Genomic DNA, 24344 nt, shown 5'->3' on the forward strand with positions numbered 1-24344 from the left:
CATATGGAAATTTTAACAAATGCATTTTCTTATATTGATTTAAATTCAATTATCGCTATTTTTGCAGCTGGTTTATTTGGCTTATTTGTGGGCGCAATTCCAGGATTAACCGCTACAATGTCAGTTGCCTTAATGGTTCCTTTTACATTTTTTATGGATCCTATCCCTGCACTAGCACTAATGATTTCTGTCGGTGCATCATCAATTTATGCAGGAGATATTCCTGGTGCCTTATTGAGAATTCCTGGTACACCAGCATCTGCCGCCTATGTAGATGACAGCTATCTTTTAGTGAAACAGGGTAAGGTAAATCGTGTTCTTGGTTTAGGATTAACTAGTTCTGTTATTGGGGGCGTGATTGGCACTATTGTTTTAGCTTTAGCTGCACCATCGCTTGCTAAATTTGCATTAAAGTTTAGTTCTTTTGAATATATGTGGCTTTCACTGTTAGGTTTAAGTTGCGCTACTTTAATTGCAGGTAAGTTTATTACTAAAAGTTTATTGACTTTATTATTTGGTATTTTAATTTCAACAATTGGCTTTGATGAGTTTACAGGTCAAGCTCGCTTTACTTTTGATATTGTTTCTTTATATGAAGGAGTCAGTTTTATTCCAGCAATGATAGGGCTCTTTGCTATCTCTGGTGCGATCAACTATTACGCGAATCGCTATAAATCAGAGGATAATGTAGATGCGGCGGAATTAACACAAACAAGCGGTTCTTTAAATTTATTTAAAGGTTTAGCCAAACCGTTGAATAAACGCAAAGGCAGTATTTTACGTAGTAGTTTGATTGGTACTTTAATTGGAGCATTACCAGGCGCGGGAGCAGATATTGCAGCTTGGATTTCTTATGCAATATCCAAAAAAACATCAAAAAATCCTGAACTTTATGGCAAAGGATCTGAAGACGCTATTATTGATGCGTCCAGTAGTAATAATGCTAGCCTTGCTGGAAGTTGGATTCCTTCATTAGTATTTGGTATTCCTGGTGACTCAGCAGCAGCAATTATTATCGGTGTGTTGTATATGAAAGATATGCAACCTGGTCCATCATTATTTATGTTCCAGCCTGATAAACTTTATGCGGTGTTTATTCTATTCTTAATTGCAAATTTAGCTTTAATTCCATTGGCATTAATTGTGGTGAATTTTTTGAAAAAAATCATCCAAATTAATAAATATATCCTTTATCCAATCGTAATTATCTTTAGTATGGTTGGCGCATTTGCTATTAATAATTCACCAGAAGCGATTGTTGTAATGTTAATTATGGGGATCATTGGTTATTTCTTACAAAAAAATCATTACCCAATTTCGCCAATTATATTAGGTATGATTTTAGGTCCAATGCTTGAGCGTAATTTACTTGCATCCTTAACGAAATCTGACGGCAATTTAATTGCTTTCATAGAACGTCCTGTTTCTGCAGTATTAGCTTGTTGTTTCTTACTTGTTGTTGTGTTGCAAGTTAGAGGCATTATTAAAAACTTTAACGAGAAAAATTAAATTAGATTTGGAGAAAACTATGAGTATTCAAGGCATTATTCCTGTGATGTTGACCCCTTTCACAAAAGATAATGAAGTCGATTATGATGGGTTAAGAAGATTAACGGATTGGTATATTGATAACGGATCAGATGCATTATTTGCTGCTTGTCAATCAAGTGAGATCTTATTTCTTAGTTTAGAAGAACGCGTAAAAATTACGAAAACTGTGATTGAACAAACAAAAGGGCGTATTCCTGTAGTTTCATCGGGTCATGTTAGTGATACGTTTGAAATACAGGTAGAAGAATTGACTGCAATTTACAATACAGGTGCTGATGCAGTGATTTTAATTACTAACCGTCTTGATCCCAATAATGAGGGTACGGCAGTAATGAAAGCAAATTTTGAAAAATTATTGACCGCACTTCCAAAGGATATCACCTTAGGTTTATATGAATGTCCTGTGCCATATCGCCGTTTATTAACCGATGAGGAAATCAGTTATTTTGCAAGCTTTGAAAATATGGTGGTATTAAAAGATGTATCGTGCGATCTAGAAACGGTTAAGCGACGTGTTGCATTAACTAAAAACAGTAATCTTAAAATTGTCAATGCTAACGCAGCGATTGCTTTTGAAGCAATGAAAGCTGGTTCTGAAGGTTTCTCTGGCGTATTTAATAATATTCACCCAGATCTGTATGCATATATTTATAAACATAAAGATTCCGATGAGCCAATGATACAAGAATTAGTACATTTTTTAGCGGTGAGTGGTGCGGCCGAAAGTTTTGGATATCCAAACATTGCGAAATTAATGCACGTTAAAATTGGCACCTTTGAGAATTATAATTCTCGAGTAATTAAAGATGATATTAAAGTTAAATATTGGGCCGTTGAAGAATTGCTTGATCATATTATGCAAGGTTCAGATCGTTTCCGTAAAAAGCTAAATCTTCGTTAATTATCTCTTTTATTAAAGGAGTAAATAAGAGTGAATAAACTAACAGTTCTTGGCAGTATTAATGCAGATCATGTGATTTCAGTTCCCTATTTTGCCAAACCAGGGGAAACCTTGACAGGTTCAAATTATCATATCGCTTATGGCGGTAAAGGTGCTAATCAAGCAGTAGCTGCTGCTCGTTTATGTAACAAATCACAAATGATTGTCAGTTTTATTGGCTGTATTGGAGAAGATGATACAGGCTTTGCAATGAAAAAATCCTTTGCTCAAGATGGTATTGATGTATCAGCTATCAAAGAGATAAAAAATGAAACAACAGGTATTGCAATGATTCAAGTTGCTGATAGCGGAGAGAATAGTATTGTTATTTCTGCTGGAGCGAATGCTTGTTTAGATGATGCACAAGTAGATGAGTTTGCAGAAAAAATTACACAGGCAGATTATTTGTTAATGCAACTTGAAACACCATTACCTGCTTTGATTAGTGCAGCGAAATTGGCAAAAGCGAATGATACAAAGGTTGTATTAAATCCAGCACCAGCTTGTGAATTGCCAGATGAGCTATTAAGTAATTTGGATATAATTACACCCAATGAAACAGAAGCGGAGATTTTGACAGGTATTGTGGTGACTGATGAACAAAGTGCGGCTAAATCTGCACAAGTTTTTCATCGTAAGGGCATCGAAACCGTGCTAATTACATTAGGCTCCAAGGGCGTTTATGTTAGTGAAAAAGGTCATGGTGAAATTATAAAAGGCTTTCAAGTTCAGGCAGTGGATACGACTGCAGCTGGCGATACATTTAATGGCGCATTTTTAACTGCATTATTAGATGGTAAAAATATGCAAGAAGCCATTAGATTTGCTCATGCAGCAGCGGCAATTAGTGTGACACGGAAAGGCGCACAACCATCTATTCCGACGCGAGATGAAACCATGGCATTTCTTAGTTCACAAGGTTAACTTATGGCGACCATGAAGGATATTGCGCGTATTGCAAAAGTGTCAACATCCACAGTATCTCACGTGATTAATGGAACACGATTTGTGAGTGATGAAATTCGCGAGAAAGTGATGTCGGTGGTGCAAGAACTTAATTATCGTCCATCAGCACTGGCTCGTAGTTTTAAGCTACAGCAAACTAAAACCATTGGTATGCTCGTTACAGCAAGTAATAATCCTTTTTTTGCAGAAGTTGTTGCCGCCGTAGAGCATTATTGTGCGCAAAATGATTACAATCTCATTTTGTGTAATACTGATGGCGATTGCATGCGCTTAGAAAAAAGCTTACAAACTTTATTACAAAAACAAGTAGATGGACTTTTATTAATGTGTACGGAAACACATTTACAAGAACATGCAACTGTTCATCTTACTGTTCCAACCGTCATTATGGATTGGTGGCCCACAGAATTAAATGCGGATAGAATTTTTGAAGATTCTGAACTTGGTGGTTATCTTGCAACGAAGTGTCTGATCCAACATGGACATCGTAAAATAGGGATTATCACTGGGAATTTACAAAAACCTCTTGCTTTAAATCGTCTTAATGGTTACAAGAAAGCCTTGTTAGAAGCACAAATTCCGCTGAATAAACATTGGATCGTAGAAAGCCAATTTGATTTTCAAGGTGGTGTGGTTGGCATGGATAAGTTATTGCAGCAAAATGAATTGCCAACAGCAGTTTTTGCTTGTAGTGATACTATTGCACTGGGAATTTATCAAACTGCATGGCGTTATAATTTGCGTATTCCGCAAGATATATCTGTTATTGGCTACGATGATATCAACCTTTCGCAGTATCTTGCCCCCCCGCTGGCAACGATTCATCAACCCAAGGTTGAACTTGGTAAAAGAGCGGTAGAAATGTTATTAGAGCGTATTAAAAGTCCAGAACGGAAAAATAAAACAGTCATTCTTCAACCTAACCTTATTGTACGTCCATCAGTTGCGCCCCCTATAAAATAATTGGTATATTGGCATTCGAAATTTTCTCGAATGCCATGATATGAAAACATTTACATTTAAGCGTTCTGTTGCGCGTAAATCTCCCGAACTGCGTAAAACAACGCCGCTTTCTGCCGCTGAAACCAAGGTGGTTTTATTCAATAAACCTTTTGATGTGTTGACCCAATTTACTGATGAAAATGGGCGGGCGACATTAAAAGATTTCATTCCTATTTCTCATATTTATGCGGCAGGGCGTTTAGATCGCGATAGCGAGGGATTGTTGATTTTGACCAATAATGGCGCGTTGCAACATCGTTTAGCTGATCCCAAATTTAAAACCGAAAAAACCTATTGGGTGCAGGTGGAAGGTGTGCCAACTGAGCAAGATTTAGCACCATTGCGCCATGGCGTAGAGCTGAAAGATGGTTTAACCAAACCCGCGAAAGTGCGGTTAATTTCCGAGCCAAATTTATGGGCGCGCAATCCGCCAATTCGGGAGCGTAAAAACATTCCGACCAGTTGGCTTGAAATCAAAATTACAGAAGGCAAAAATCGCCAAGTGCGCCGTATGACAGCGCATATCGGTTTTCCAACCTTGCGGTTAGTGCGTTATGCTATGGCAGGTTTTTGCTTAGACGGGATTAAAAATGGCGATTTTCGTGAGCTAAGTGCGGTGGAAATTACGCAACTTTTTCGGGCGATGAAGCTATAAATCCTGCATTTTAATCAAATTAATAACAAAATTTGAACCTTTGTGTTCAAATAATTTTTGGAGCTTTTATGCAAACTTTACCTAATGTTGTTGTGCTAACGGGCGCTGGTATTTCTGCGGAATCGGGTATTCAGACCTTTCGTGCGGCAGATGGTTTGTGGGAAAATTATCCAGTGGAGGATGTGGCAACACCAGAGGGATTTGAGCGCAATCCGCAATTAGTGCAAGAATTTTATAATGCACGGCGCCGAAAATTGTTCGACCCCGCTGTTCAACCCAACGCCGCACATCTTGCCTTGGTGCAATTAGAACAGGCGCTAGGCAAGTATTTTTTATTGGTCACGCAGAATATTGATAATTTGCATGAGCGTGCAGGCTCAAAAAATTTGATTCATATGCATGGCGATTTATTCACCGTGCGTTGTAGTTGGTCGGGTAAGGAATACCCTTGGCAAGGAGATATTACCGAACAGGATCGTTGTGATTGTTGTTCGCCGCCACGCCGTTTACGCCCGCATATTGTTTGGTTTGGTGAAATGCCTTTAGAAATGTCGCGAATTTCAACCGCACTTGCTGATTGTGATTATTTCATTTCTATTGGCACTTCTGGCAACGTGTATCCTGCTGCGGGTTTTGTGCAAGAGGCAAATTTGGCAGGGGCAGAAACCATCGAATTAAATTTAGAACCGAGCCTGACCCGATCACGTTTTAAACAAGCGCATTATGGCAAGGCAACGCAAATTGTGCCGCAATTTGTGAATGAATTTTTAGCGCAATTAAAAGGATAAATCATGCATAAACCCAATATAACTATGGCTTGTGTGGTGCATTGCAAAGGCAAGTTTTTGTTTGTGGAAGAAATTGAATACGGCAAACGCACCTTGAACCAGCCAGCAGGACATTTAGAGAAAGACGAGAGTATTTTGCAGGGCGCGAGCCGAGAACTTTATGAAGAAACAGGCATTTGTGCCGACATACAAAAGTTATTGAAAATTTACCAATGGCATGCACCACGTAGCCAGACGGATTATTTACGTTTTGTGTTTAGTTTAGAACTTGACGATTGGGCAGAGATTACGCCCCATGATGCGAATATTACACGCGGGCTTTGGCTCAGTGTGGAGGAATTTCAAACCTATATTTCCCAAGAGGGGCAATGTGCGCGCAATCCCTTAGTGATACAAGCGATTCAAGATTATTTAAAAGGCGAGCATTATCCTTTAACACTGTTATCGGTTTTTGCTTAAGACTGGATTATCTTCAAAATGGCAGAAAATCATCATTAATATAAAACCCGAGCATAAACTCGGGTTTTGTTGATTGAGTGTCATTGATTTTGCATTATCAATTTTTCAAAGCGCATTCACAAAATTAGGCAGCCAGTCTTGTGCCGCGTGTTCGTGATCTGGCTCGGCATTCACATCAATGCGTAAAGATTGACAAATTTTGACCGCACTTTGCCCATCTAAACTTCGCTCAACTTCATCAACGGCAAAACAAAAGGTATCGTAATCCGAATTGCCTAATCCCACCACGGCATAACGCAAATCTGACAAATCAGGTTGTTCGTTTTTGATCTGTTCAAATAACGGTTTGAGATTATCGGGCAATTCGCCTGCGCCGTGGGTTGAGGTGACGATTAGCCATAAATTTTGATCGCGAACATCGGCTAAGTCGGCATGATTTTCCACTTGAATCTCAAAACGTTGCTGCTCAAGTAGATCCGCCAAATGGTCGCCCACATATTCCGCGCCGCCTAGAGTGCTGCCCGTAATGATACAAATTTTCTTCATAGTTTATTTACGATTTAACCAAGCCATATATTCTGCCACGCCAGTTGCCACATCTTTGAATTGATAATCACAACCTGCGGCGCGAAGTTTGGTTAAATCAGCTTGAGTATATTCTTGATAACGAGATTTTAAATGCACTGGGAATGGAATGGTTTCGATTTGACCTTTGCCATGGAATTTTATCACCGCTTCCGCAACGGCTTTAAAACTCTCTGCTTTACCTGTGCCAAGATTGAAAATGCCAGAAACCGCATTTTTCCACGCCCAAATGTTGACGGCTGCCACGTCTTCCACATAGACAAAATCACGAATGAAATGCTCGCTACCTGCGAAAAGTTTCGGGTTTTCGCCGTTTAACATTTGATTATTCAGGTGGAAAGCTACGCTTGCCATCGAGCCTTTATGTTGCTCACGCGGGCCATAGACATTGAAATATTTAAAGCCACAAACTGGGGAATTGGCTTCTGGCAAGATAGCGCGCACATATTGATCAAATAAGAATTTAGAATAGCCGTATGCATTGAGTGGACCTTCAAATTGGCGTTCTTCAATAAAGTCTGTTTTGTCGCCATAGGTCGCCGCACTTGAAGCGTAGAAAAAAGGAATTTCACGGTCAAGGCAGTAATGCAACAGCTCTTTTGAATATTCATAATTGTTGTGCATTAAATATTTGCCGTCCCATTCTGTGGTGGCGGAACAAGCGCCTTCGTGGAAAATGGCATCAATGTCGCCTAAATCATCGCCTGCGATAATTGACGCTAAAAAATCTTCTTTGTCGCAATAATCGGCAATGTCTAAATCCACCAGATTAATAAATTTTGTGCCATCTTTTAGATTGTCCACCACTAAAATGTCTTTGCGCCGCATATCGTTTAATGCTTTCACGATATTTGAGCCAATCATACCTGCGCCGCCAGTCACGATAATCATAATGTTGTCCTTTTGTTGAGTTCTCGTTATCCGCTTTTAGCCGCTTAACGAGATAAATGAATAATTGCTATTGTAATGGATTTTTGCACGAAAGTGCGGTCATTTTTACCGAAATTTATCTAAAAAACGGTAATAAGGAATGCCGATTTTTATCGCCAGATTTTTTATCCATTTGCCCCCGTAAATTGCAGGGATTTTTAATTGTTCAAAAGTGCGGAAACGTTCATCATTGCCTAAAATAGCTTCTGCGATAATTCGCCCCGCCAAGCCTGTGAGCGCCACGCCATGCCCTGAATAACCATAGGCGAAAAAAACATTAGGCGCAAGTCGTCCAAAATAAGGTTGGGAGTTGATGGTCATATCAATTGGCCCTGCCCAGCCATAATCGATTTTTGCCTGTTCTAACTGCGGAAAAACCTTCAACATATTGCCACGCATTACCTGTATCATATCTTTGTTGGAGCTGCTGTCTGAACCGAACAATAAACGGTTGTCTGCGCTTAAACGATAATAATCAAGCAATAAATTGTTGTCGCATACCGACATGCCATTGTTAATCAAGCTATCTGCAGTGGTTTGGTCGAGGGGTTCGGTGGCAATAATGAAACTTTCGACAGGTAAAATTTTGCGTGCGGAACCGCGATGAATAGATTTCGGCGAATCTGCGATATAGGCATTTGTTGCAATCACCACATTTTGTGCACTGACGCTGGCTTTATCGGTTTTAAGGATCGCTTTATCGCCTTGTAATTGCATATCTAAAACGGGCGATTGCTCAAAAATTTGCACGCCAAGATCCAAACAGGCTTTGGCAAGCCCCAAGCAGTAGTTAAGCGGATGCAAATGCCCAGAATTGCTGTCAAATAGCCCGCCCACATAAAGCTCAGATCCTAAATGCTGTTGGAGCTGTGTTTTATCCCACAATTGCATTTTGCTATAACCAAAGGTTTCGCGACTGCTTTGCTCAATGGCGATTAAATCATCCATACGCCGATGATTGAGCGCCAAGGTGGCATAGCCTTTTTTCCAATCGCATTGAATGCCATATTTCGCCACACGCTCATCAATAATATCAATAGCTTCCAATGACATTTCCCACAATTTTTTGGTCATCTCGAAACCAAATTGGGAAACATATTCATCAATGCCGTCTTCAAAACCGTTGATCGCCTGCCCGCCACTGCGCCCTGATGTACCAAAACCAATGCGAGCCCCTTCTAATACAATCACGCTTTTGCCTTGCTCGGCTAGCTCAAGAGCGGCAGATAACCCGCCAAATCCTGCGCCAATCACACACACATCTGCGCTGGCATTCTGCGCCAAGTGCGGTCGGATTAGCTCGAGATTTCTGCTGTCGTAATAATAGGTTTTGTGATGTTCTTGATGGGCGAATTTGAGCATAGCATTTCCTTCATTTTGCAGCGCAAGATCTTACTCGGCTGAATGAGTATGTCAACGCTTTCCAATATGTTACAATGGCGCGGACGCTGTTTATTTTTCATAAATAGCCTGATTTTTGACCGCACTTTTTAGGAGAATTTATCGTGAAAAACACTTTCTCTCGCATAGTAAAAGGCTTTATGTTTTCTGCTATAACATTCTTTTCCGCTTCATCACTTGCTGAAGAAATTCGTATTTATAATTGGACCGACTATATTCCCTCTGATCTGATTGCAGAATTCACAAAAGAAACGGGTATTAATGTGAATTATTCCACCTTCGAAAGTAACGAAGAAATGTATTCCAAGCTCAAACTGATGAACGATGCAAGTTATGATTTGGTTTTTCCATCAAGTTATTACATTGGCAAAATGGCGAAAGAGGGAATGCTTGAGCCTATCGACCACAATAAATTAGCGAATTTCAAACAAATTCCAGAAAATTTATTGAACAAAGATTTTGACCCGAATAATCAATATTCTCTGCCTTATGTTTATGGTTTAACAGGGATTGGCGTGAATGCATCGGTGATCGATCCTGCCAAAATCACCAGCTGGGGCGATTTATGGAATCCAGAATATAAAGGAAAAGTCTTGCTCACTGCGGATGCACGAGAAGTGTTTCACATTGCCTTGTTGTTAGACGGCAAATCGCCAAACACCACCAATGAAGACGAAATCAAAGCCGCCTATGAACGCTTGACCAAACTTTTGCCTAATGTGGCAACCTTTAATTCCGATACGCCAGAATTGCCTTATATCCAAGGCGAAGTGGATTTAGGGATGATTTGGAATGGCTCCGCTTATATGGCGCACAAAGAAAATCCTGATATTCAGTTTGTTTATCCAAAAGAAGGGGCAATTTTCTGGATGGATAATTACGCCATTCCGAAAGGTTCAAAACACATAGACGCCGCACATAAATTCATCGATTTTATGTTGCGCCCAGAACACGCTAAAATCATCATTGAGCGAATGGGATTCTCTATGCCGAATAAAGGCGTGAAAGCCTTGTTAAAACCTGAAAACGTGGCAAATCCATTATTATTCCCGCCTGAAAGCGAAGTCCAAAAAGGGATTTTCCAAGAAGATGTTGGGGCGGCTGTCGATATTTATGAAAAATATTGGAACCAGTTAAAAACTAATAATTAACCGAATAAAACCGAAATAATGGCAACGTTATTTCGGTTTTTTATCATATAAATATGATTTAGCTCACTTGATATAAACGATAGCTCACTTGCCCTGTGGTTTTTTCTTTTAACAATGCCCAGTTTGTTGGCACGCTCAAGGGCTTTTCTCGCTCTGTTTCCACATAAACAAGCGCATCAGGCGCTAGCCAATGATTCGTTGCCAAAAGCTCAATAGCTTGTTCTGCCAAGCCAAAATTAAAAGGCGGATCGAGAAAAACCACATCAAAGTGCGGTTGATTTTGCGCCTGTTTTAGAAATTCTAAACTACTTTGATTGATCACTTGCGCTTGATTTTGATCGCACTTCAGCGTTTGCAGATTTTTGCTCAATTGATTGGCAATGGTTTTGTCCAATTCCAAAAATGTCACCGATTTTGCTTGGCGCGATAGGGCTTCAAAACCGAGCGAACCACTGCCAGCAAAGCCATCTAAACAACGAGCGCCCACAATATATGGCATAAGCCAGTTAAATAAAGTTTCTTTTACGCGGTCGCCTGTCGGTCGCAAACCTTGTGCGTTCAACACGGGCAATTTACGTCCACGCCATAAGCCAGCAATGATACGAACTTTGCCTTTCGGATTGGCGACCTGAGCTTTTGTGTGTTTTTTCATAAGGATAAATGATAAACTTAAGGAAATTTTTATACTTGGTTAATCGTAGGGTTGGTGAAGGCTACATTTGCTGACACCTTAACTCACAACTTACCCTACAAACCATTGATTTTGGCATTCTAACAGACTTTGAGAGATTTTATGGCAGACGAAAAGAAAAAAGGCGGATTTTGGTCGTGGTTCGGTTTAGGTAAAAAAGAAGAAAAAACACAGCCAGCAGAAGCCGTTGAAAACAATATTGAAGAAGTTAAGCAGCAAATTTATGATCTTGGCGACAAGATTGAAGAAAAAGTGGAAGATCTTAACGACGAGATTGAAGATAAAGCAGAAGATGTTATCGAGCCAATTGAAGAAAAAATCGAAAGTTTTTCAGATAAAATTGAAGATAAATTAGAAGAAATTGGTGAACAGTTTGAACAAAAACTCGATGCAATTACGGATAAACTTGACGAAAAATTAGAAGACGAAACCAAAGATGTGCTAGAAAATTTCGCACGTTCGGAAGTTTTGCTCAATTCTCACGAAAATCAGACCGCACTTGAGCCTACACAACCCGAGCAATTTATTGCCCCACAAACAGTAGAAACGCCACTGGAAACTGCTCCTGAACCCGAATTGGAAGCAACAGAAAGTGCGGTGGAAAATCCGCAAGTTTTGCCAATATCAGAAGTAGAAACGGAAGAGCAAACGCTTGATGAAGAAGAAATTACATCCGCTGAGCAAGAATCGCTACCAGATAGCGCAATCACCCAAGAAAAACCGAGCGAAGGCGGTTTCTTTAGCCGTTTATTAAAAGGCTTGGTGAAAACTAAACAAAATATTGGCGCAGGTTTTCGTTCTTTCTTCCTTGGGAAGAAAATTGATGATGAGCTATTTGAAGAATTAGAAGAACAGCTTTTAGTAGCGGATTTGGGTGTGCCAACGACCACAAAAATTATCAAAAATTTAGAACAACACGCCACTCGCCAACAATTAAACGATGCAGACTTGCTTTATCAACAACTTAAAGTGGAAATGTCAGCAATTTTAAAACCTGTTGAACAGCCTTTGGAAATTGATGCTAGCAAGAAACCGTATGTGATTTTAATGGTGGGCGTGAACGGCGTGGGAAAAACCACCACGATTGGCAAACTTGCTCGTCAGTTTCAACAACAAGGCAAATCGGTTATGCTGGCTGCAGGGGATACATTCCGCGCCGCCGCGGTGGAACAATTGCAAGTGTGGGGCGAGCGCAACCATATTCCTGTGGTGGCGCAAAGCACGGGTTCTGATTCTGCTTCTGTGATTTTTGATGCAATGCAATCAGCCGCTGCTCGTAATATCGATATTTTAATTGCCGACACCGCAGGGCGTTTGCAAAATAAAAATAATCTGATGGATGAGTTGAAAAAAATCGTACGCGTGATGAAAAAATATGATGAAAGCGCGCCCCACGAAATTATGCTAACATTAGATGCCGGCACTGGGCAAAATGCGATTAGCCAAGCAAAATTATTCAACGAAGCCGTGGGATTAACAGGGATAAGCTTGACAAAACTAGATGGAACCGCGAAAGGCGGCGTGATCTTTGCCATCGCGGATCAATTCGGCTTGCCAATCCGCTATATTGGTGTCGGAGAAAAAATTGAAGATCTCCGCACGTTTAATGCCGATGAGTTTATCGAAGCATTATTTAGCCAAGAAGCGGAATAAGTTGAATGAAAAAAGTGCGGTCAAAAAATTAAAAGTTTTTTGACCGCACTTTTTGTTATGTGTATAAGCTTAAATTCTTCTTAGTCCAAATGCGTTTACTATCAAGTAATGTCTATATGAGGTTCATTATTCACTCTTTTTATTATCATCCTATTTAAAAATACCGCATAGGCTTATTTTTTCATTAGGGCTGCTAGCCAAGAGCCAACTTATCCTATTTCACATTTTAACGATGATAGCCTTTCTTACGATACGATAAAAATATTTTTAGATCTTGATCACACTTCCTTATTTTGTCCTTTGTATTCCTTATTTTTTTAGGTATAGAATGAATCTACCTAAAATAAGTGAGGAGGAGCGTTATGCCAAATATTGTGTTAAATCGAATCGATGAACGTTTAATCCACGGTCAAGTTGGTGTGCAGTGGGTTGGCTTTGCAGGTGCGAATTTGGTGTTAGTTGCTAATGATGAAGTGGCAGAAGATTCAATGCAGCAAAATCTCATGGAAATGGTGCTAGCGGAAGGGATTGATGTGCGCTTTTGGCCATTACAAAAGGTGATTGACAATATCCACCGCGCAGCGGACAGACAAAAAATTTTGCTTGTGTGCAAAACCCCTAGCGATTTTTTAACCTTAGTGCAAGGTGGCGTACCCATTGAAAAAATTAACGTAGGCAATATGCATTATGAGGAGGGCAAAACACAGATCCATAAAACCGTATCCGTAAATGATAAAGACAGAGATGCATTTGAACAGCTACGCCAACTTGGTGTGCAGTGTTTTATTCAAGGTGTGCCAACTGAAGAGGCAATAGATTTGTTTAAATTATTGTAAGAAAGAAGAGAGGAAACTATGGAAATTGGACTTTTACAGGCGCTCTTATTGGGTGTACTTGCATTCTTTGCAGGTCTTGACCTCTATAATGGTTTAACGCATTTTCATAGACCAGTTGTATTAGGGCCTATTGTGGGAGCGATTTTAGGGGACTTACAAACAGGGATCTTGGTTGGGGGAACCCTTGAACTAGTCTGGATGGGGCTTGCACCATTAGCGGGGGCACAACCGCCAAATGTGATTATCGGTACGATTGTGGGAACAACATTTGCCATTACCACCAAAACTGATCCGAAAGTCGCAGTTGGGGTTGCGGTACCGTTTTCTATTGCGGTGCAAATGGGGATTACCTTCTTATTCTCCGTAATGTCTGCGGTAATGTCTCGTTGTGACCAAATGGCGGAAGAAGCTAATCTCAAAGGCATTGATTATGTGAACTATCTTGGCTTGTTAATTCTTGGTACATTCTATTTCTTCTGTGCTTTCTTACCAACTTACTTTGGTGCGGAATATGCGGGTAAAATCATTGAAATGTTGCCAAAAGAAGTGATTGATGGCTTAGGGGTAGCGGGTGGCATTATGCCTGCCATCGGGTTTGCGGTATTAATGAAAATTATGATGAAAAATACCTATATCCCGTATTTTATCCTAGGTTTTGTGGGTGCCGCTTGGCTTAATCTTCCTGTATTAGCGATTGCCGCCGCTGCGGTTGCAATGGCACTCATTGATTATATGCGTAAAGGCAATACTGAAACGAAAGCAACGCAAAAAGAGGAGTTTCAAGATGGAATCTAAAGCACGTCAAAACGTACAAAATGATAATGTGTACGAAGATCAAACAATGGGAACAGAACTCACTAAATCTGATATTAATACTATGGCGTGGCGTTCTTTATTGCTACAAGCCTCTTTCAACTATGAACGTATGCAAGCAGCGGGTTGGCTATATGGAATTAGCCCCGCATTGAAAAAAATTCACACCAACAAAGCAGATTTAAGCAAGGCAATGAAAGGGCATTTAGGCTTTTTCAATACCCACCCATTCCTTGTTACGTTTGTAATGGGTATTGTGCTGGCAATGGAACGTTCTAAACAGGAAGTGAATGCGATTCAAAGTACAAAAATCGCCGTGGGTGCACCATTAGGCGGTATCGGTGATGCCTTATTCTGGTTCACCTTATTGCCAATTTGTGGTGGTGTCGGTGCAAGTCTTGCTTTACAAGGATCGATTCTTGGTGCGATTTTCTTCTTTGTGGTATTTAATATTGTGCATTTCGCTTTACGTTTTGGTTTAGCGCATTACGCCTACAAAATGGGGGTAGCGGCTATTCCAACCATTAAAGCAAACACCAAAAAAGTTTCACACGCTGCATCAATGATTGGTATGACCGTGATTGGCGCATTAGTTGCCACTTACATTCGTTTCCAAACTACCGCAGAAATCACAGCAGGGGACGCGGTGGTAAAAGTACAAGCTGATGTAATAGATAAACTTATGCCGGCTTTTTTACCGCTAGTGTACACCTTATTGATGTACTACTTGGTGAAACGTAATTGGTCGCCATTACGCTTAATCATTCTTACAGTAGTGATTGGTATCGGCGGACGTTTTGCGGGTATTCTATAAATTTAGTGGTTACAAATGCCGAGTGTTTGCTCGGCATTTTTCATTCATTTTTTATTAGTAAGGAGAAAAAATGACAACCTTAATCGTGAGTGGACACGGGCATTTTGCCACAGGATTACAAAGTGCATTAGAGCAAATTATCGGGCAATATCCGAAAGTGGCATTTTTTGATTTTGATGATAAGCAAATTACACCAGAGCAATTATCTCAAAACATTAAACAATATCTGAGCGCGGAAAATGAAAGTGCGGTGCTTTTTTGCTGCGATATTTTGGGTGGTACACCATTTCGTCAATGTGCGATGCTCGCACAACAGTTTGAGAGCGCGGAAGTGGTTGTTGGCACAAATTTACAGATGTTGATTGAAACTATAATGGCAAAAGATGAACTTGAGTTTGCAGAATTGGTTAAACAAGCGCTAGCTAGTGCAAACCAAGGCATCACCACATTGTCGGCTCAACAAAGAACCAAAAGAGCGGATAGAACAGAAGATGACGGAATTTGAGGTTATTGAGTAAACCTGCCGTGGTTAATCAATTGATTGCCAGCTCAAACCTGATCTTCTACAAATAATTTAAATGAAAAAAGTGCAGTCAATTTTCTTTAAGAATTTTGACCGCACTTTTTTGTTATATAAGGAAAAATTAAAGTTTTGCTGCAAGCATTGCTTCTAATTTTTCAATATCTGCTGCGAATTTGCGAATACCTTCGGCTAATTTTTCTACCGCCATTGGATCTGCATTGTGTTCCCAATAGAATTGGCTTTCGGTCATTGGTGCAGGGCGTGTTTTTACTTCGCCTTTGTATTCTAATTTGCGGCTTAATGGTGCGTTGCTTTCTTGCAATTCTTTTAACAAAGTTGGAGCAATGGTTAAGCGGTCGCAACCTGCTAATTCAGTGATTTCCCCAATATTACGGAAACTTGCGCCCATTACTACCGTGTTGTAACCGTATTCTTTGTAGTAATTGTAAATGCTTGTCACCGAGATAACGCCTGGATCTTCCGCTGGTGCATATTCTTTTTTCTCGTTGGCTTTATACCAGTCTAAAATGCGCCCTACGAATGGCGAAATTAAATATACGCCCGCTTCTGCGCAAGCACATGCTTGTGCTTGTGAGAATAATAAGGTTAAGTTACAGTTAATGCCTTCTTTTTCAAGCACTTCTGCAGCACGAATACCTTGCCAAGTTGATGCAATTTTAATCAAAATACGATCATTGGCTACGCCAGCTTCGTTGTATAAGCGAATAATTTTACGCGCTTTTTCAATGGTTCCTTGTGTATCGTAAGAAAGACGTGCGTCCACTTCCGTTGAAATGCGTCCAGGCACTAATTTTAGAATTTCTAAACCGATGTTAACGGCTAATTTATCTTCGGCATCAATTAATTGCTGCGCTTTATCACTACTTTGAGCTTTTGCGTAAGCCACAGCATCATCAATCAATGAAACATATTGTGGAAGTGCTGATGCGCTTAAGATTAAAGAAGGGTTGGTTGTGGCATCTTGTGGTTTGTAAAGTTTCATGGCTTCAATATCGCCAGTATCCGCCACAACGACAGTCATTTGTTTGAGTGCGTCTAATTGTGTTGTCATAGTATTTCCTTTCACGAGTAAATAATTAGTTGATCATTATTAATGATAATAATAAAAATCACTAGTTATTATTCCCCAATTTGTGATTAAGATCACGCTTTCTTTTGCTGAAAATTCGGATTTTTTCAGTTGAGCAAACCTATCAAAACCAGTATCCTATCGACAATTTTTTCATTAGAAGATATAAAAATGTTAAATCAACAAATCAGCCAAATTATTGCCACCGAACTGAATGTTCGCCCACAGCAAATCCTTGCCGCCATTCAATTAGTTGATGATGGCAACACCATTCCTTTTATCGCTCGTTATCGTAAAGAAGTGACTGGCGGTTTAGATGATACCCAGCTGCGCCATTTTGAAACGCGTTTAATTTATTTACGCGAGCTAGAAGATCGCCGCCAAACTATTTTGAAATCGATCAATGATCAGGGCAAACTCAGCGATGAGCTGCGCGATAAAATTCTGCAAACCCAGAGCAAAACTGAACTAGAAGATTTGTATTTGCCGTATAAGCCAAAACGCCGCACCAAAGGGCAAGCCGCGATTGAAGCAGGGCTTGAGCCTTTAGCAGATTTACTTTGGAACGATCCTAGCCAACAGCCAGAAATCGCTGCCGAACAATTTGTTGATGCGGAAAAAGACATTACTGACAGCAAGGTCGCATTGGACGGCGCGCGTTATATTCTGATGGAACGTTTTGCCGAAGATGCTGAATTATTGGCAAAAGTGCGCCGTTATTTGCAACAAAGTGCGGTCATCATTTCAAAAGTTTTAGAAGGAAAAGAAACGGAAGGGGCAAAATTCCAAGATTATTTCGATCACCAAGAACCATTGAAAAATGTCCCTTCCCATCGTGCTTTGGCAATGTTCCGAGGGCGCAATGAAGGGATTTTGCAACTGAGCTTAAATGCCGATCCAGACGCAGAAGAAGGCGCGCGTTCTAGCTATTGTGAAGAAATCATCCGAGATCATTTAGGCGTACGTTTTAATGCTCAGCCTGCGGACAAATGGCGTGAGCAAGTCATCAGCTGGACGTGGAAAATTAAAGTTGCCCTGCATTTAGAAACGGAATTAATGGCGGCTTTGCGTGAAAAAGCCGAAGACGAAGCCATTGATGTTTTTGCGCGAAACTTATCCGCACTTTTAATGGCAGCACCCGCTGGGGCTAAAAATACAATGGGGCTTGATCCCGGCTTGCGTACGGGGGTTAAAGTTGCCGTTGTGGACAATACAGGGAAATTATTGGAAACCGCGACTATTTATCCACACACAGGGCAAATGGATGCCGCAATGCTCACCACTTATCAGCTGATCAAAAAGCATAATGTGGAGTTGATCGCTATTGGTAACGGCACGGCTTCTCGTGAAACAGAGCGTTTTGCGAAAGATGTCATCAAAGAAATTAAACCATTGAAACCGCAAACCGTGGTGGTGAGCGAGGCGGGCGCATCGGTCTATTCAGCCTCAGAGCTTGCAGCAGCAGAATTTCCAGAGTTAGATGTTTCCTTGCGCGGTGCGGTGTCTATTGCCCGCCGTCTGCAAGATCCGCTCGCCGAATTAGTGAAAATTGAGCCAAAAGCCATTGGCGTGGGGCAATATCAACATGATGTCAATCAATCGCGATTAGCCCGCAAGCTGGATGCGGTGGTGGAAGATTGTGTAAATGCCGTGGGCGTAGATTTAAATACGGCTTCCGCGCCATTATTGGCTCGTGTGGCAGGAATGACAAAAACTCTTGCCCAAAATATTGTGGATTATCGTGATGAAAATGGGCGTTTTGACAGCCGTGCTGAGCTGAAAAAAGTTCCACGTTTGGGGCCAAAAGCCTTTGAACAATGCGCAGGTTTTATGCGCATTACGCATGGAAAAAATCCGCTTGATGCTTCAGGTGTTCACCCTGAAGCCTATGCGGTGGTCGAGAAAATTCTACAAGCGACAGAGCAATCTATTCAAGATCTGATGGGCAATGCCACAGCGGTTCGCCAACTTGACGCGAAACAATTTACTGACGAGCAATTTGGTTTGCCGACAGTGATGGATATTTTCAAAGAGTTGGAAAAACCGGGGCGCGATCCTCGTGGTGAATTTAAAACAGCAACTTTTATGGACGGCGTGGAAGAGATCACAGATTTAAAAGCGGGGATGATTTTGGAAGGCACAATTACCAACGTCACCAATTTTGGTGCGTTTGTGGATATTGGCGTGCACCAAGATGGGTTAGTTCACATTTCATCGCTCAGTGATAAATTTGTGGAAGATCCGCATCAAGTGGTGAAAACAGGCGATGTGGTCAAAGTGAAAGTGCTGGAAGTGGATGTGGCGCGCAAACGTATTGCCTTAACCATGCGTTTAGACGAAAGTGCGGTGAAAAATTCTGATAAATCTGACCGCACTTTATCGGCAAAACCACGTCAAGGGCGGGATAACGCTCATCATGACAAACGCCAACCATCGCGCAATCAGTTCGCCAATAACGCCTTTGCGGATGCGCTAAAAGGCTGGAAAAAATAACGTTTGTTACATAAAAGTGCGGTCAATTTCGCCGCAGTTTTTATCGCTAACCCTTTCTATAAAAGGATTAATATTTAAAGAAATGATTTGTCCCCCAAAAGTTGGGCTAACTAACCAACTGATTAAGGTGCAGATTGTTTATGACTAAATATACTCAAAGTTTCAAACAATAAGTACTCGACTTTTATCTTCAAAATGGAAAAAATCGTTCGCTTACTCGCCAGTATTTTCAGCTTACCAAAAGCACGTTAGAGCACTGGATTGCTAAATTTAATCATAATGAAATCAATGGATTAGCGGTGTTGGGTAAAAACGATGTTATTCTGTTGAATTTAAATTAAAAGTTATTCAAGCTATTCAAAAAGACAGTATTCCGCTGAAGCCGCGTGCTTTCACTTTGATATTCCCAATTCAGGAATCATTAGCCAATGGTTGCAAGCCTTCGAAAAACAAGGTATAGAGGGGTTATTACCCAAACCTAAAGGTCGTTCAAGTATGAAACTAAAATCGCCCCAAATGCCACCGAAGCCCAAAACGGAAGAGAAACGCTTGCGTTACCGAATTTTGGAATGAGAAGCGGAGAATGCTATTCTAAAAAAGTGGCAGGAACGCAGCCAACAAAAAATGCAGGAAAAGTCATCATTGTAAATGTCTTGCGTTTGTGTTTTCCGTGGGAATTATTGCTCAGGCTAATCGGATTGGCACGCAGTTCCTTCTTTTATTATATCAAACCAAAGATTGATAAAAATGCCGAGATTTTACAGCAAATAGAGGTGATTTATCGCAAAAATGACGAAAATTATGGTTGTCGTCGAATTACCTTGGAATTAAGAAAATACTGGATTATCAACCACAAAAGGGTGCAGGCGATGAAACGCTTGAATGGGGCAAAACCGATACGCCATTCCGACCAAGGATGGCAGTACCAAATGATAGGTTATCGGAATATATTGAAAAAACACGGTATTAAGCAAAGGTATGTCGAGAAAAGACAATTGTCTTGATAATGGGGCAATGGAAAGCTTTTTCGGGCGATTAAAGACAGAATGTTACTTTGGCAAGCGGTTTGGGACATTTGAACAGCTTGAAAAAGTGATTCACGAATACATTCATTACTACAACAATGAGCGTATTCAAGTGAAGCTAAAAGGACTAAGCCCTGTGGAATACAGAACTCAGTCCTTGAATTAAAATAGAGTCTAACTTTTTGGGGTCAGCTCAATAAGCTCCTTTTTATTTGATATATTTATTTTGCGGAATCTAAGTGAATCACAGGATTCTCCGAGAAACGAAATTTATCAATTTCTATTTCAAAATCATCATTAGCACCATTAAATAACATTTGTTTAGTATTCTCCAAATGTTGCCACATTGCCATTTTGGCTCCGAATGAATCTTTATTGATCAATGCTTTTAATATTGCATCATGTTCATTGCACCAACTATCAATTGATTTTGCATCAATATGTTCATGCAATTTTTTCCAATATGGACTTAAGACACGCTGCTGCCACATTTCTTGTACAATCGTAATTAATGCGCTATTTCGAGTAATTTCAGCAATTTTAGTATGGAATTTTAGATCCCATTCAGAATCGCGAAAACGATCTTCTTGACGGGCATTTTTTTGAATTTCCATAATATCAATAATATCTTCTTTTGTTGCTTGAGTTGCAGCAAATTCAGCGATAATAGGCTCAATAAGTTGTCTTGCTTGTAGTAATTCAAATGGCCCGCAAGCAGAAAATTCCAATCCACGAATATGGGGGAGATTATTTATATTTTTAGGTGTTGTGGAAATAACATGTATGCCAGATCCCTTTTTGACCTCAACAAATCCTTCTACTTCTAGCATTATGATTGCTTCTCGCACGACTGTTCTACTTACATTCATTTCTTCGGAAATAAAGCGTTCAGCAGGTAATTTATCACCAACTTTATAAATGCCGTTTGTGATTCTATATTTAAGATTTTGGGCAACCTGTTGATATAAACGTTGATGGTCAGATAACTTCATAAGATCTCAGTAATTAAAAAATTGTTAGCTAATTGTAACATATAATTTATTAATCTTTGCTGATTAGCGTAGATTAGTTGCTATCTATTGAAGATAGCAACTAGCTTTATTATAACCCGAAGAAATTAGGTAGGAATAAAGATAATGATGGAATATATGTTACAAGAAATAGAGTGGCTAATAACACACAGAAGAATGGTATTAATGGTTTGATTAGATCTTGTAGTTTTACGCCTGATACAGAGCAACCAACGAAAAGAGCACTTCCAACAGGAGGTGTACACAAACCAATACATAAATTTAAAATCATCATAATACCAAAATGGACAGGATCCATTCCTAACTCTTTTACAATAGGTAAAAAGATTGGAGTAAAAATAAGGACCGCTGGTGTCATATCCATAAAGATGCCGATAACTAATAACAGAATATTTATAATTAATAAAATGACAATGAGATTATCAGAAACACTAATTAGTAAATCATTAACCATATAAGGAATATCAGCATTTGTCATTGCCCAAGACATTGCAACGGATACACCGATTAGGAAAAGTACAATAGAGGTTGTTACAATAGCATCCAGAATAATTTTAGGTAGCTCTGATAATTTAATTTCTCTGTATATGAGAACTGATAATATGAAAGTGTAGACTACGGCAATAGCAGAGGCTTCAGTTGCTGTAAAAACTCCGCCTAAGATGCCTCCCATTACGACAACAACCATTAATAAACTAGGAATTGCATCCAAGGTATATTTAAGTGCGGTCGAAAAAGTTGGTTTTTCTGAAACAGGATATTGACGTTTTTTAGCAATAATATAGTTCATTATCATGATACCTGCTCCCATTAAAATACCAGGTATATAGCCAGCCATGAATAATGTTGCAACAGAAATTCCTCCTGCTGTTAAGGCATACACAATCATCACATTAGATGGTGGTATCAAGAGCCCAGTAATACAAGATGACACATTAATGGCTGCAGAATATGCAGGATCATATCCTGCTTTTGCTTGCAAAGGTGACATCGTTCCACCAACAGCTGCAGCGGCGGCAACGGCAGAGCCTGAAATTGAACCAAACATCATGTTTGCCATTACATTTGTATGACCTAATGAGCCGGGTATGCGCCCAACTAGAATCTGGGAGAAATTAATTAAGCGAGTCGCAATTCCACCACTATTCATTAATGAACCAGCTAAAATGAAGAATGGGATCGCAAGTAGTGAAAAACTATCTAAGCCTGTCGCTATTTTTTGTCCAGATACAATCAATGTTGTATCAAATGGGAACATTAATGCTGCTGATGTTAATGTTGCGATACCGATTGAAAATGAAATCGGTACTCCCATAAACACAAGAGCAAAAAAAGAGAGAAACATCACGCAAGGAACAAACCATTCCCATGATAATAAAATATCCATTAGTTATTCTCCTTTAATAATGCAATATTTTCAAATAAGAATAATATGCTATAAAAAAGCATTAAAATGCCACTTAGTGGTAACGCAATATAAATATATGCCATTGGGATTTGCATAGATGGAGAGATTTGTCCTGTTGCATAAACATTAGAAACCAATGTAAATCCACCATATACCATTACGCCTAAAGAAAAAGCTATAATGCAAAGATTAATAAATATATTACTCATTGCTTTTTTCTTCATTGAAAGGTTATGAGTAAATAAATCAATGGATAAGTGTTTTTGTAAACCTACTGTGTATGCAGCACCTAATAATCCCACCCAAATCATACTAAAACGTGCAATTTCATCTGTCATGGTACTAGGCATATGCAAAACATAACGACTAAAAACTTGCCATGTCACACAAATAACAAGCAAAACCATTACGATGATGGCAAATGTTGAAATAAAAGTATCAATGGGCTTTTTCACTTTTTCAAGTAACATAGATGTACTCCTTTAGGAAAATCTAACATCCCTTTTATTTAAAGGGATGTTCTATGATTGACTCATTAGCTGTTGCTTTAATTTTTTCAATTAATGTAGCTAAATCAGGATCTTTAGCAAAATCATCATATAGTGGTTTTAGCGCATTACGGAATGGTTCTTTATTGACAGATATAAACGTAGCTCCAACTTTTTCTGCTTCTGCGCGTGATTTTTTCACTTCATCATCCCAAAGTTGTTGCTGAATAATCTCGGAATTTTTAGCTGCTTCAGTTAATATTTTACGTTGGTTATCGTCCAGTTTTGCCCAAGTTTTACTTGAAATAATGAGATAATCTGGAACACTCGTATGTTGATCTTCAATATAGTATTTAGCGACTTCTACATGACGAGTTTGGTTATAAGATGGAATATTATTTTCTGCCCCATCAATAACACCTTGTTGTAGAGCAGTATAAACTTCACCAAATGGGATTGGAGCTGGTGAACCGCCTAATAATTCAATAAGTTTATTTGTGGTTGGTGTTGATACAACACGAATTTTTAAACCTTTCATGTCTGCCGGAGAATGAATAGGCTTTTTAGCATAAAAGCTTCGGGTACCAGCAACATAAGAAGCTAATACATTAAACCCACTCGCTTGAGTTTTGTCTGTAATTTCTTTTCCAACTTCGCCAAATAAGACTTTCTTAAAATGTTCTTCATTATCAAATAAATATGGACTACTGAAAATTGAGAATTCTTTTACAAAAGATTCCATTTCACTCGCACTTGCTTTTGTCATATCTAATGCGTCATTTTGAATTAATTCAATAGTTTCACGTGGTCCACCCATCTGGCCACTAGGGTAAATACGAATTTTTAATTCACCATTTGATTTTTCTTGTACTTCTTTTGCCATTTTGGCTAGAGCCTGATGTACTACATGGGTTTGGTCCAAGTTGTGGGCTAATTTTAATGTTACTTTTTGTGCTAATGCATTCGTTGATACTGATAGCATTGGTAGGGCTATGCATAAGCTAGAAAGTAATAACTTATTAATTTTCATAATATAAATCTCCATTTATAA

At 39.5% G+C, this 24344-nt stretch carries 23 protein-coding genes and 1 pseudogene; 15 read left to right on the top strand and 9 right to left on the bottom strand.

Features of this window, described 5'->3' with window-relative positions; translation table 11 throughout:
- The first annotated feature begins 3 nt into the window (after positions 1-3).
- The 7 genes from C8D76_RS04740 (at position 4) to C8D76_RS04770 (ending at position 6361) form a co-directional block, all read left to right on the top strand.
- Complete coding sequence (locus C8D76_RS04740) at positions 4-1509, top strand: tripartite tricarboxylate transporter permease (protein WP_116631657.1); 1506 nt, start codon at positions 4-6, stop codon at positions 1507-1509.
- Positions 1510-1528: 19 nt separating this feature from the next.
- Complete coding sequence (locus C8D76_RS04745) at positions 1529-2452, top strand: dihydrodipicolinate synthase family protein (RefSeq protein ID WP_116631658.1); 924 nt, start codon at positions 1529-1531, stop codon at positions 2450-2452.
- Positions 2453-2482: 30 nt separating this feature from the next.
- Entirely contained in the window at positions 2483-3415 is a 933-nt protein-coding gene (gene rbsK, locus C8D76_RS04750; RefSeq protein ID WP_116631659.1) for a ribokinase, read from the top strand.
- A 3-nt stretch (positions 3416-3418) separates the two neighbouring features.
- Entirely contained in the window at positions 3419-4420 is a 1002-nt protein-coding gene (locus C8D76_RS04755; protein WP_116631660.1) for a substrate-binding domain-containing protein, read from the top strand.
- A gap of 40 nt (positions 4421-4460) precedes the next feature.
- Complete coding sequence (locus tag C8D76_RS04760; RefSeq protein ID WP_116631661.1) at positions 4461-5114, top strand: rRNA large subunit pseudouridine synthase E; 654 nt, start codon at positions 4461-4463, stop codon at positions 5112-5114.
- Positions 5115-5182: 68 nt separating this feature from the next.
- Entirely contained in the window at positions 5183-5902 is a 720-nt protein-coding gene (gene cobB / locus C8D76_RS04765) for a Sir2 family NAD+-dependent deacetylase (protein WP_116631662.1), read from the top strand.
- A 3-nt stretch (positions 5903-5905) separates the two neighbouring features.
- A complete protein-coding gene (locus C8D76_RS04770) occupies positions 5906-6361 on the top strand; it encodes an NUDIX domain-containing protein (protein WP_116631663.1) in 456 nt (151 codons plus the stop codon).
- A 105-nt stretch (positions 6362-6466) separates the two neighbouring features.
- Here the strand turns inward: C8D76_RS04770 and mioC are convergent, their stop codons facing one another.
- The 3 genes from mioC to C8D76_RS04785 form a co-directional block, all read right to left on the bottom strand.
- On the bottom strand, positions 6467-6907 hold the full coding sequence (mioC, locus tag C8D76_RS04775; RefSeq protein ID WP_116631664.1) for an FMN-binding protein MioC: 441 nt from the start codon (positions 6905-6907) through the stop codon (positions 6467-6469).
- Between the two features lie 3 nt (positions 6908-6910).
- Positions 6911-7837 carry an ADP-glyceromanno-heptose 6-epimerase gene (rfaD, locus tag C8D76_RS04780; RefSeq protein ID WP_116631665.1) on the bottom strand — a complete coding sequence of 309 codons (927 nt, stop codon included), beginning with the start codon at positions 7835-7837 and terminating at the stop codon, positions 6911-6913.
- Positions 7838-7942: 105 nt separating this feature from the next.
- Complete coding sequence (locus tag C8D76_RS04785; protein ID WP_116631666.1) at positions 7943-9238, bottom strand: NAD(P)/FAD-dependent oxidoreductase; 1296 nt, start codon at positions 9236-9238, stop codon at positions 7943-7945.
- A 179-nt stretch (positions 9239-9417) separates the two neighbouring features.
- Here C8D76_RS04785 and C8D76_RS04790 point away from each other — a divergent pair, with 179 nt between their 5' ends.
- Positions 9418-10428 carry an extracellular solute-binding protein gene (locus C8D76_RS04790; RefSeq protein WP_207775001.1) on the top strand — a complete coding sequence of 337 codons (1011 nt, stop codon included), beginning with the start codon at positions 9418-9420 and terminating at the stop codon, positions 10426-10428.
- A gap of 58 nt (positions 10429-10486) precedes the next feature.
- Here C8D76_RS04790 and rsmD read toward each other — a convergent pair whose 3' ends face one another.
- Complete coding sequence (gene rsmD, locus C8D76_RS04795) at positions 10487-11080, bottom strand: 16S rRNA (guanine(966)-N(2))-methyltransferase RsmD (RefSeq protein WP_116631668.1); 594 nt, start codon at positions 11078-11080, stop codon at positions 10487-10489.
- Positions 11081-11221: 141 nt separating this feature from the next.
- Here rsmD and ftsY point away from each other — a divergent pair, with 141 nt between their 5' ends.
- The 5 genes from ftsY (at position 11222) to agaF (ending at position 15740) form a co-directional block, all read left to right on the top strand.
- A complete protein-coding gene (gene ftsY / locus C8D76_RS04800) occupies positions 11222-12772 on the top strand; it encodes a signal recognition particle-docking protein FtsY (protein ID WP_116631669.1) in 1551 nt (516 codons plus the stop codon).
- A 362-nt stretch (positions 12773-13134) separates the two neighbouring features.
- Positions 13135-13608 (top strand): PTS N-acetylgalactosamine transporter subunit IIB, encoded by a 474-nt coding sequence (gene agaV, locus C8D76_RS04805; RefSeq protein WP_116631670.1) that lies wholly within the window; start codon positions 13135-13137, stop codon positions 13606-13608.
- An 18-nt stretch (positions 13609-13626) separates the two neighbouring features.
- On the top strand, positions 13627-14403 hold the full coding sequence (agaW, locus tag C8D76_RS04810) for a PTS N-acetylgalactosamine transporter subunit IIC (RefSeq protein ID WP_116631671.1): 777 nt from the start codon (positions 13627-13629) through the stop codon (positions 14401-14403).
- A complete protein-coding gene (gene agaE, locus C8D76_RS04815; protein ID WP_116631672.1) occupies positions 14393-15235 on the top strand; it encodes a PTS N-acetylgalactosamine transporter subunit IID in 843 nt (280 codons plus the stop codon). The genes agaW and agaE overlap by 11 nt, the downstream gene beginning before the upstream one ends.
- Positions 15236-15305: 70 nt before the next feature.
- On the top strand, positions 15306-15740 hold the full coding sequence (gene agaF / locus C8D76_RS04820; RefSeq protein WP_116631673.1) for a PTS galactosamine/N-acetylgalactosamine transporter subunit IIA: 435 nt from the start codon (positions 15306-15308) through the stop codon (positions 15738-15740).
- A 139-nt stretch (positions 15741-15879) separates the two neighbouring features.
- Here agaF and tal read toward each other — a convergent pair whose 3' ends face one another.
- Positions 15880-16830, bottom strand: coding sequence for a transaldolase (gene tal, locus C8D76_RS04825; protein WP_116631674.1), 951 nt, complete (start codon positions 16828-16830; stop codon positions 15880-15882).
- Between the two features lie 189 nt (positions 16831-17019).
- On the opposite strand from tal, the gene C8D76_RS04830 reads away from it, so the two are divergent.
- The gene (locus C8D76_RS04830; RefSeq protein WP_116631675.1) at positions 17020-19341 is read left to right on the top strand and encodes a Tex family protein; all 2322 of its coding nucleotides are present in this window, start codon (positions 17020-17022) and stop codon (positions 19339-19341) included.
- Between the two features lie 140 nt (positions 19342-19481).
- Positions 19482-20532, top strand: a pseudogene (locus tag C8D76_RS04835) (IS3 family transposase).
- Positions 20533-20587: 55 nt separating this feature from the next.
- On the opposite strand, the gene exuR reads toward C8D76_RS04835, so the two are convergent.
- The 4 genes from exuR to C8D76_RS04855 form a co-directional block, all read right to left on the bottom strand.
- Entirely contained in the window at positions 20588-21358 is a 771-nt protein-coding gene (gene exuR / locus C8D76_RS04840) for a transcriptional regulator ExuR (RefSeq protein ID WP_116631676.1), read from the bottom strand.
- A 109-nt stretch (positions 21359-21467) separates the two neighbouring features.
- Entirely contained in the window at positions 21468-22784 is a 1317-nt protein-coding gene (locus tag C8D76_RS04845) for a TRAP transporter large permease (RefSeq protein ID WP_116631677.1), read from the bottom strand.
- Complete coding sequence (locus tag C8D76_RS04850; protein ID WP_116631678.1) at positions 22784-23275, bottom strand: TRAP transporter small permease; 492 nt, start codon at positions 23273-23275, stop codon at positions 22784-22786. Before C8D76_RS04850 ends, C8D76_RS04845 begins: the two co-directional genes overlap by 1 nt.
- A gap of 34 nt (positions 23276-23309) precedes the next feature.
- Entirely contained in the window at positions 23310-24323 is a 1014-nt protein-coding gene (locus tag C8D76_RS04855) for a TRAP transporter substrate-binding protein (protein WP_116631679.1), read from the bottom strand.
- Positions 24324-24344: the final 21 nt, after the last annotated feature.

The organism is Alitibacter langaaensis DSM 22999 (assembly GCF_003096995.1).
GTDB classification, from domain to species: domain Bacteria; phylum Pseudomonadota; class Gammaproteobacteria; order Enterobacterales; family Pasteurellaceae; genus Exercitatus; species Exercitatus langaaensis.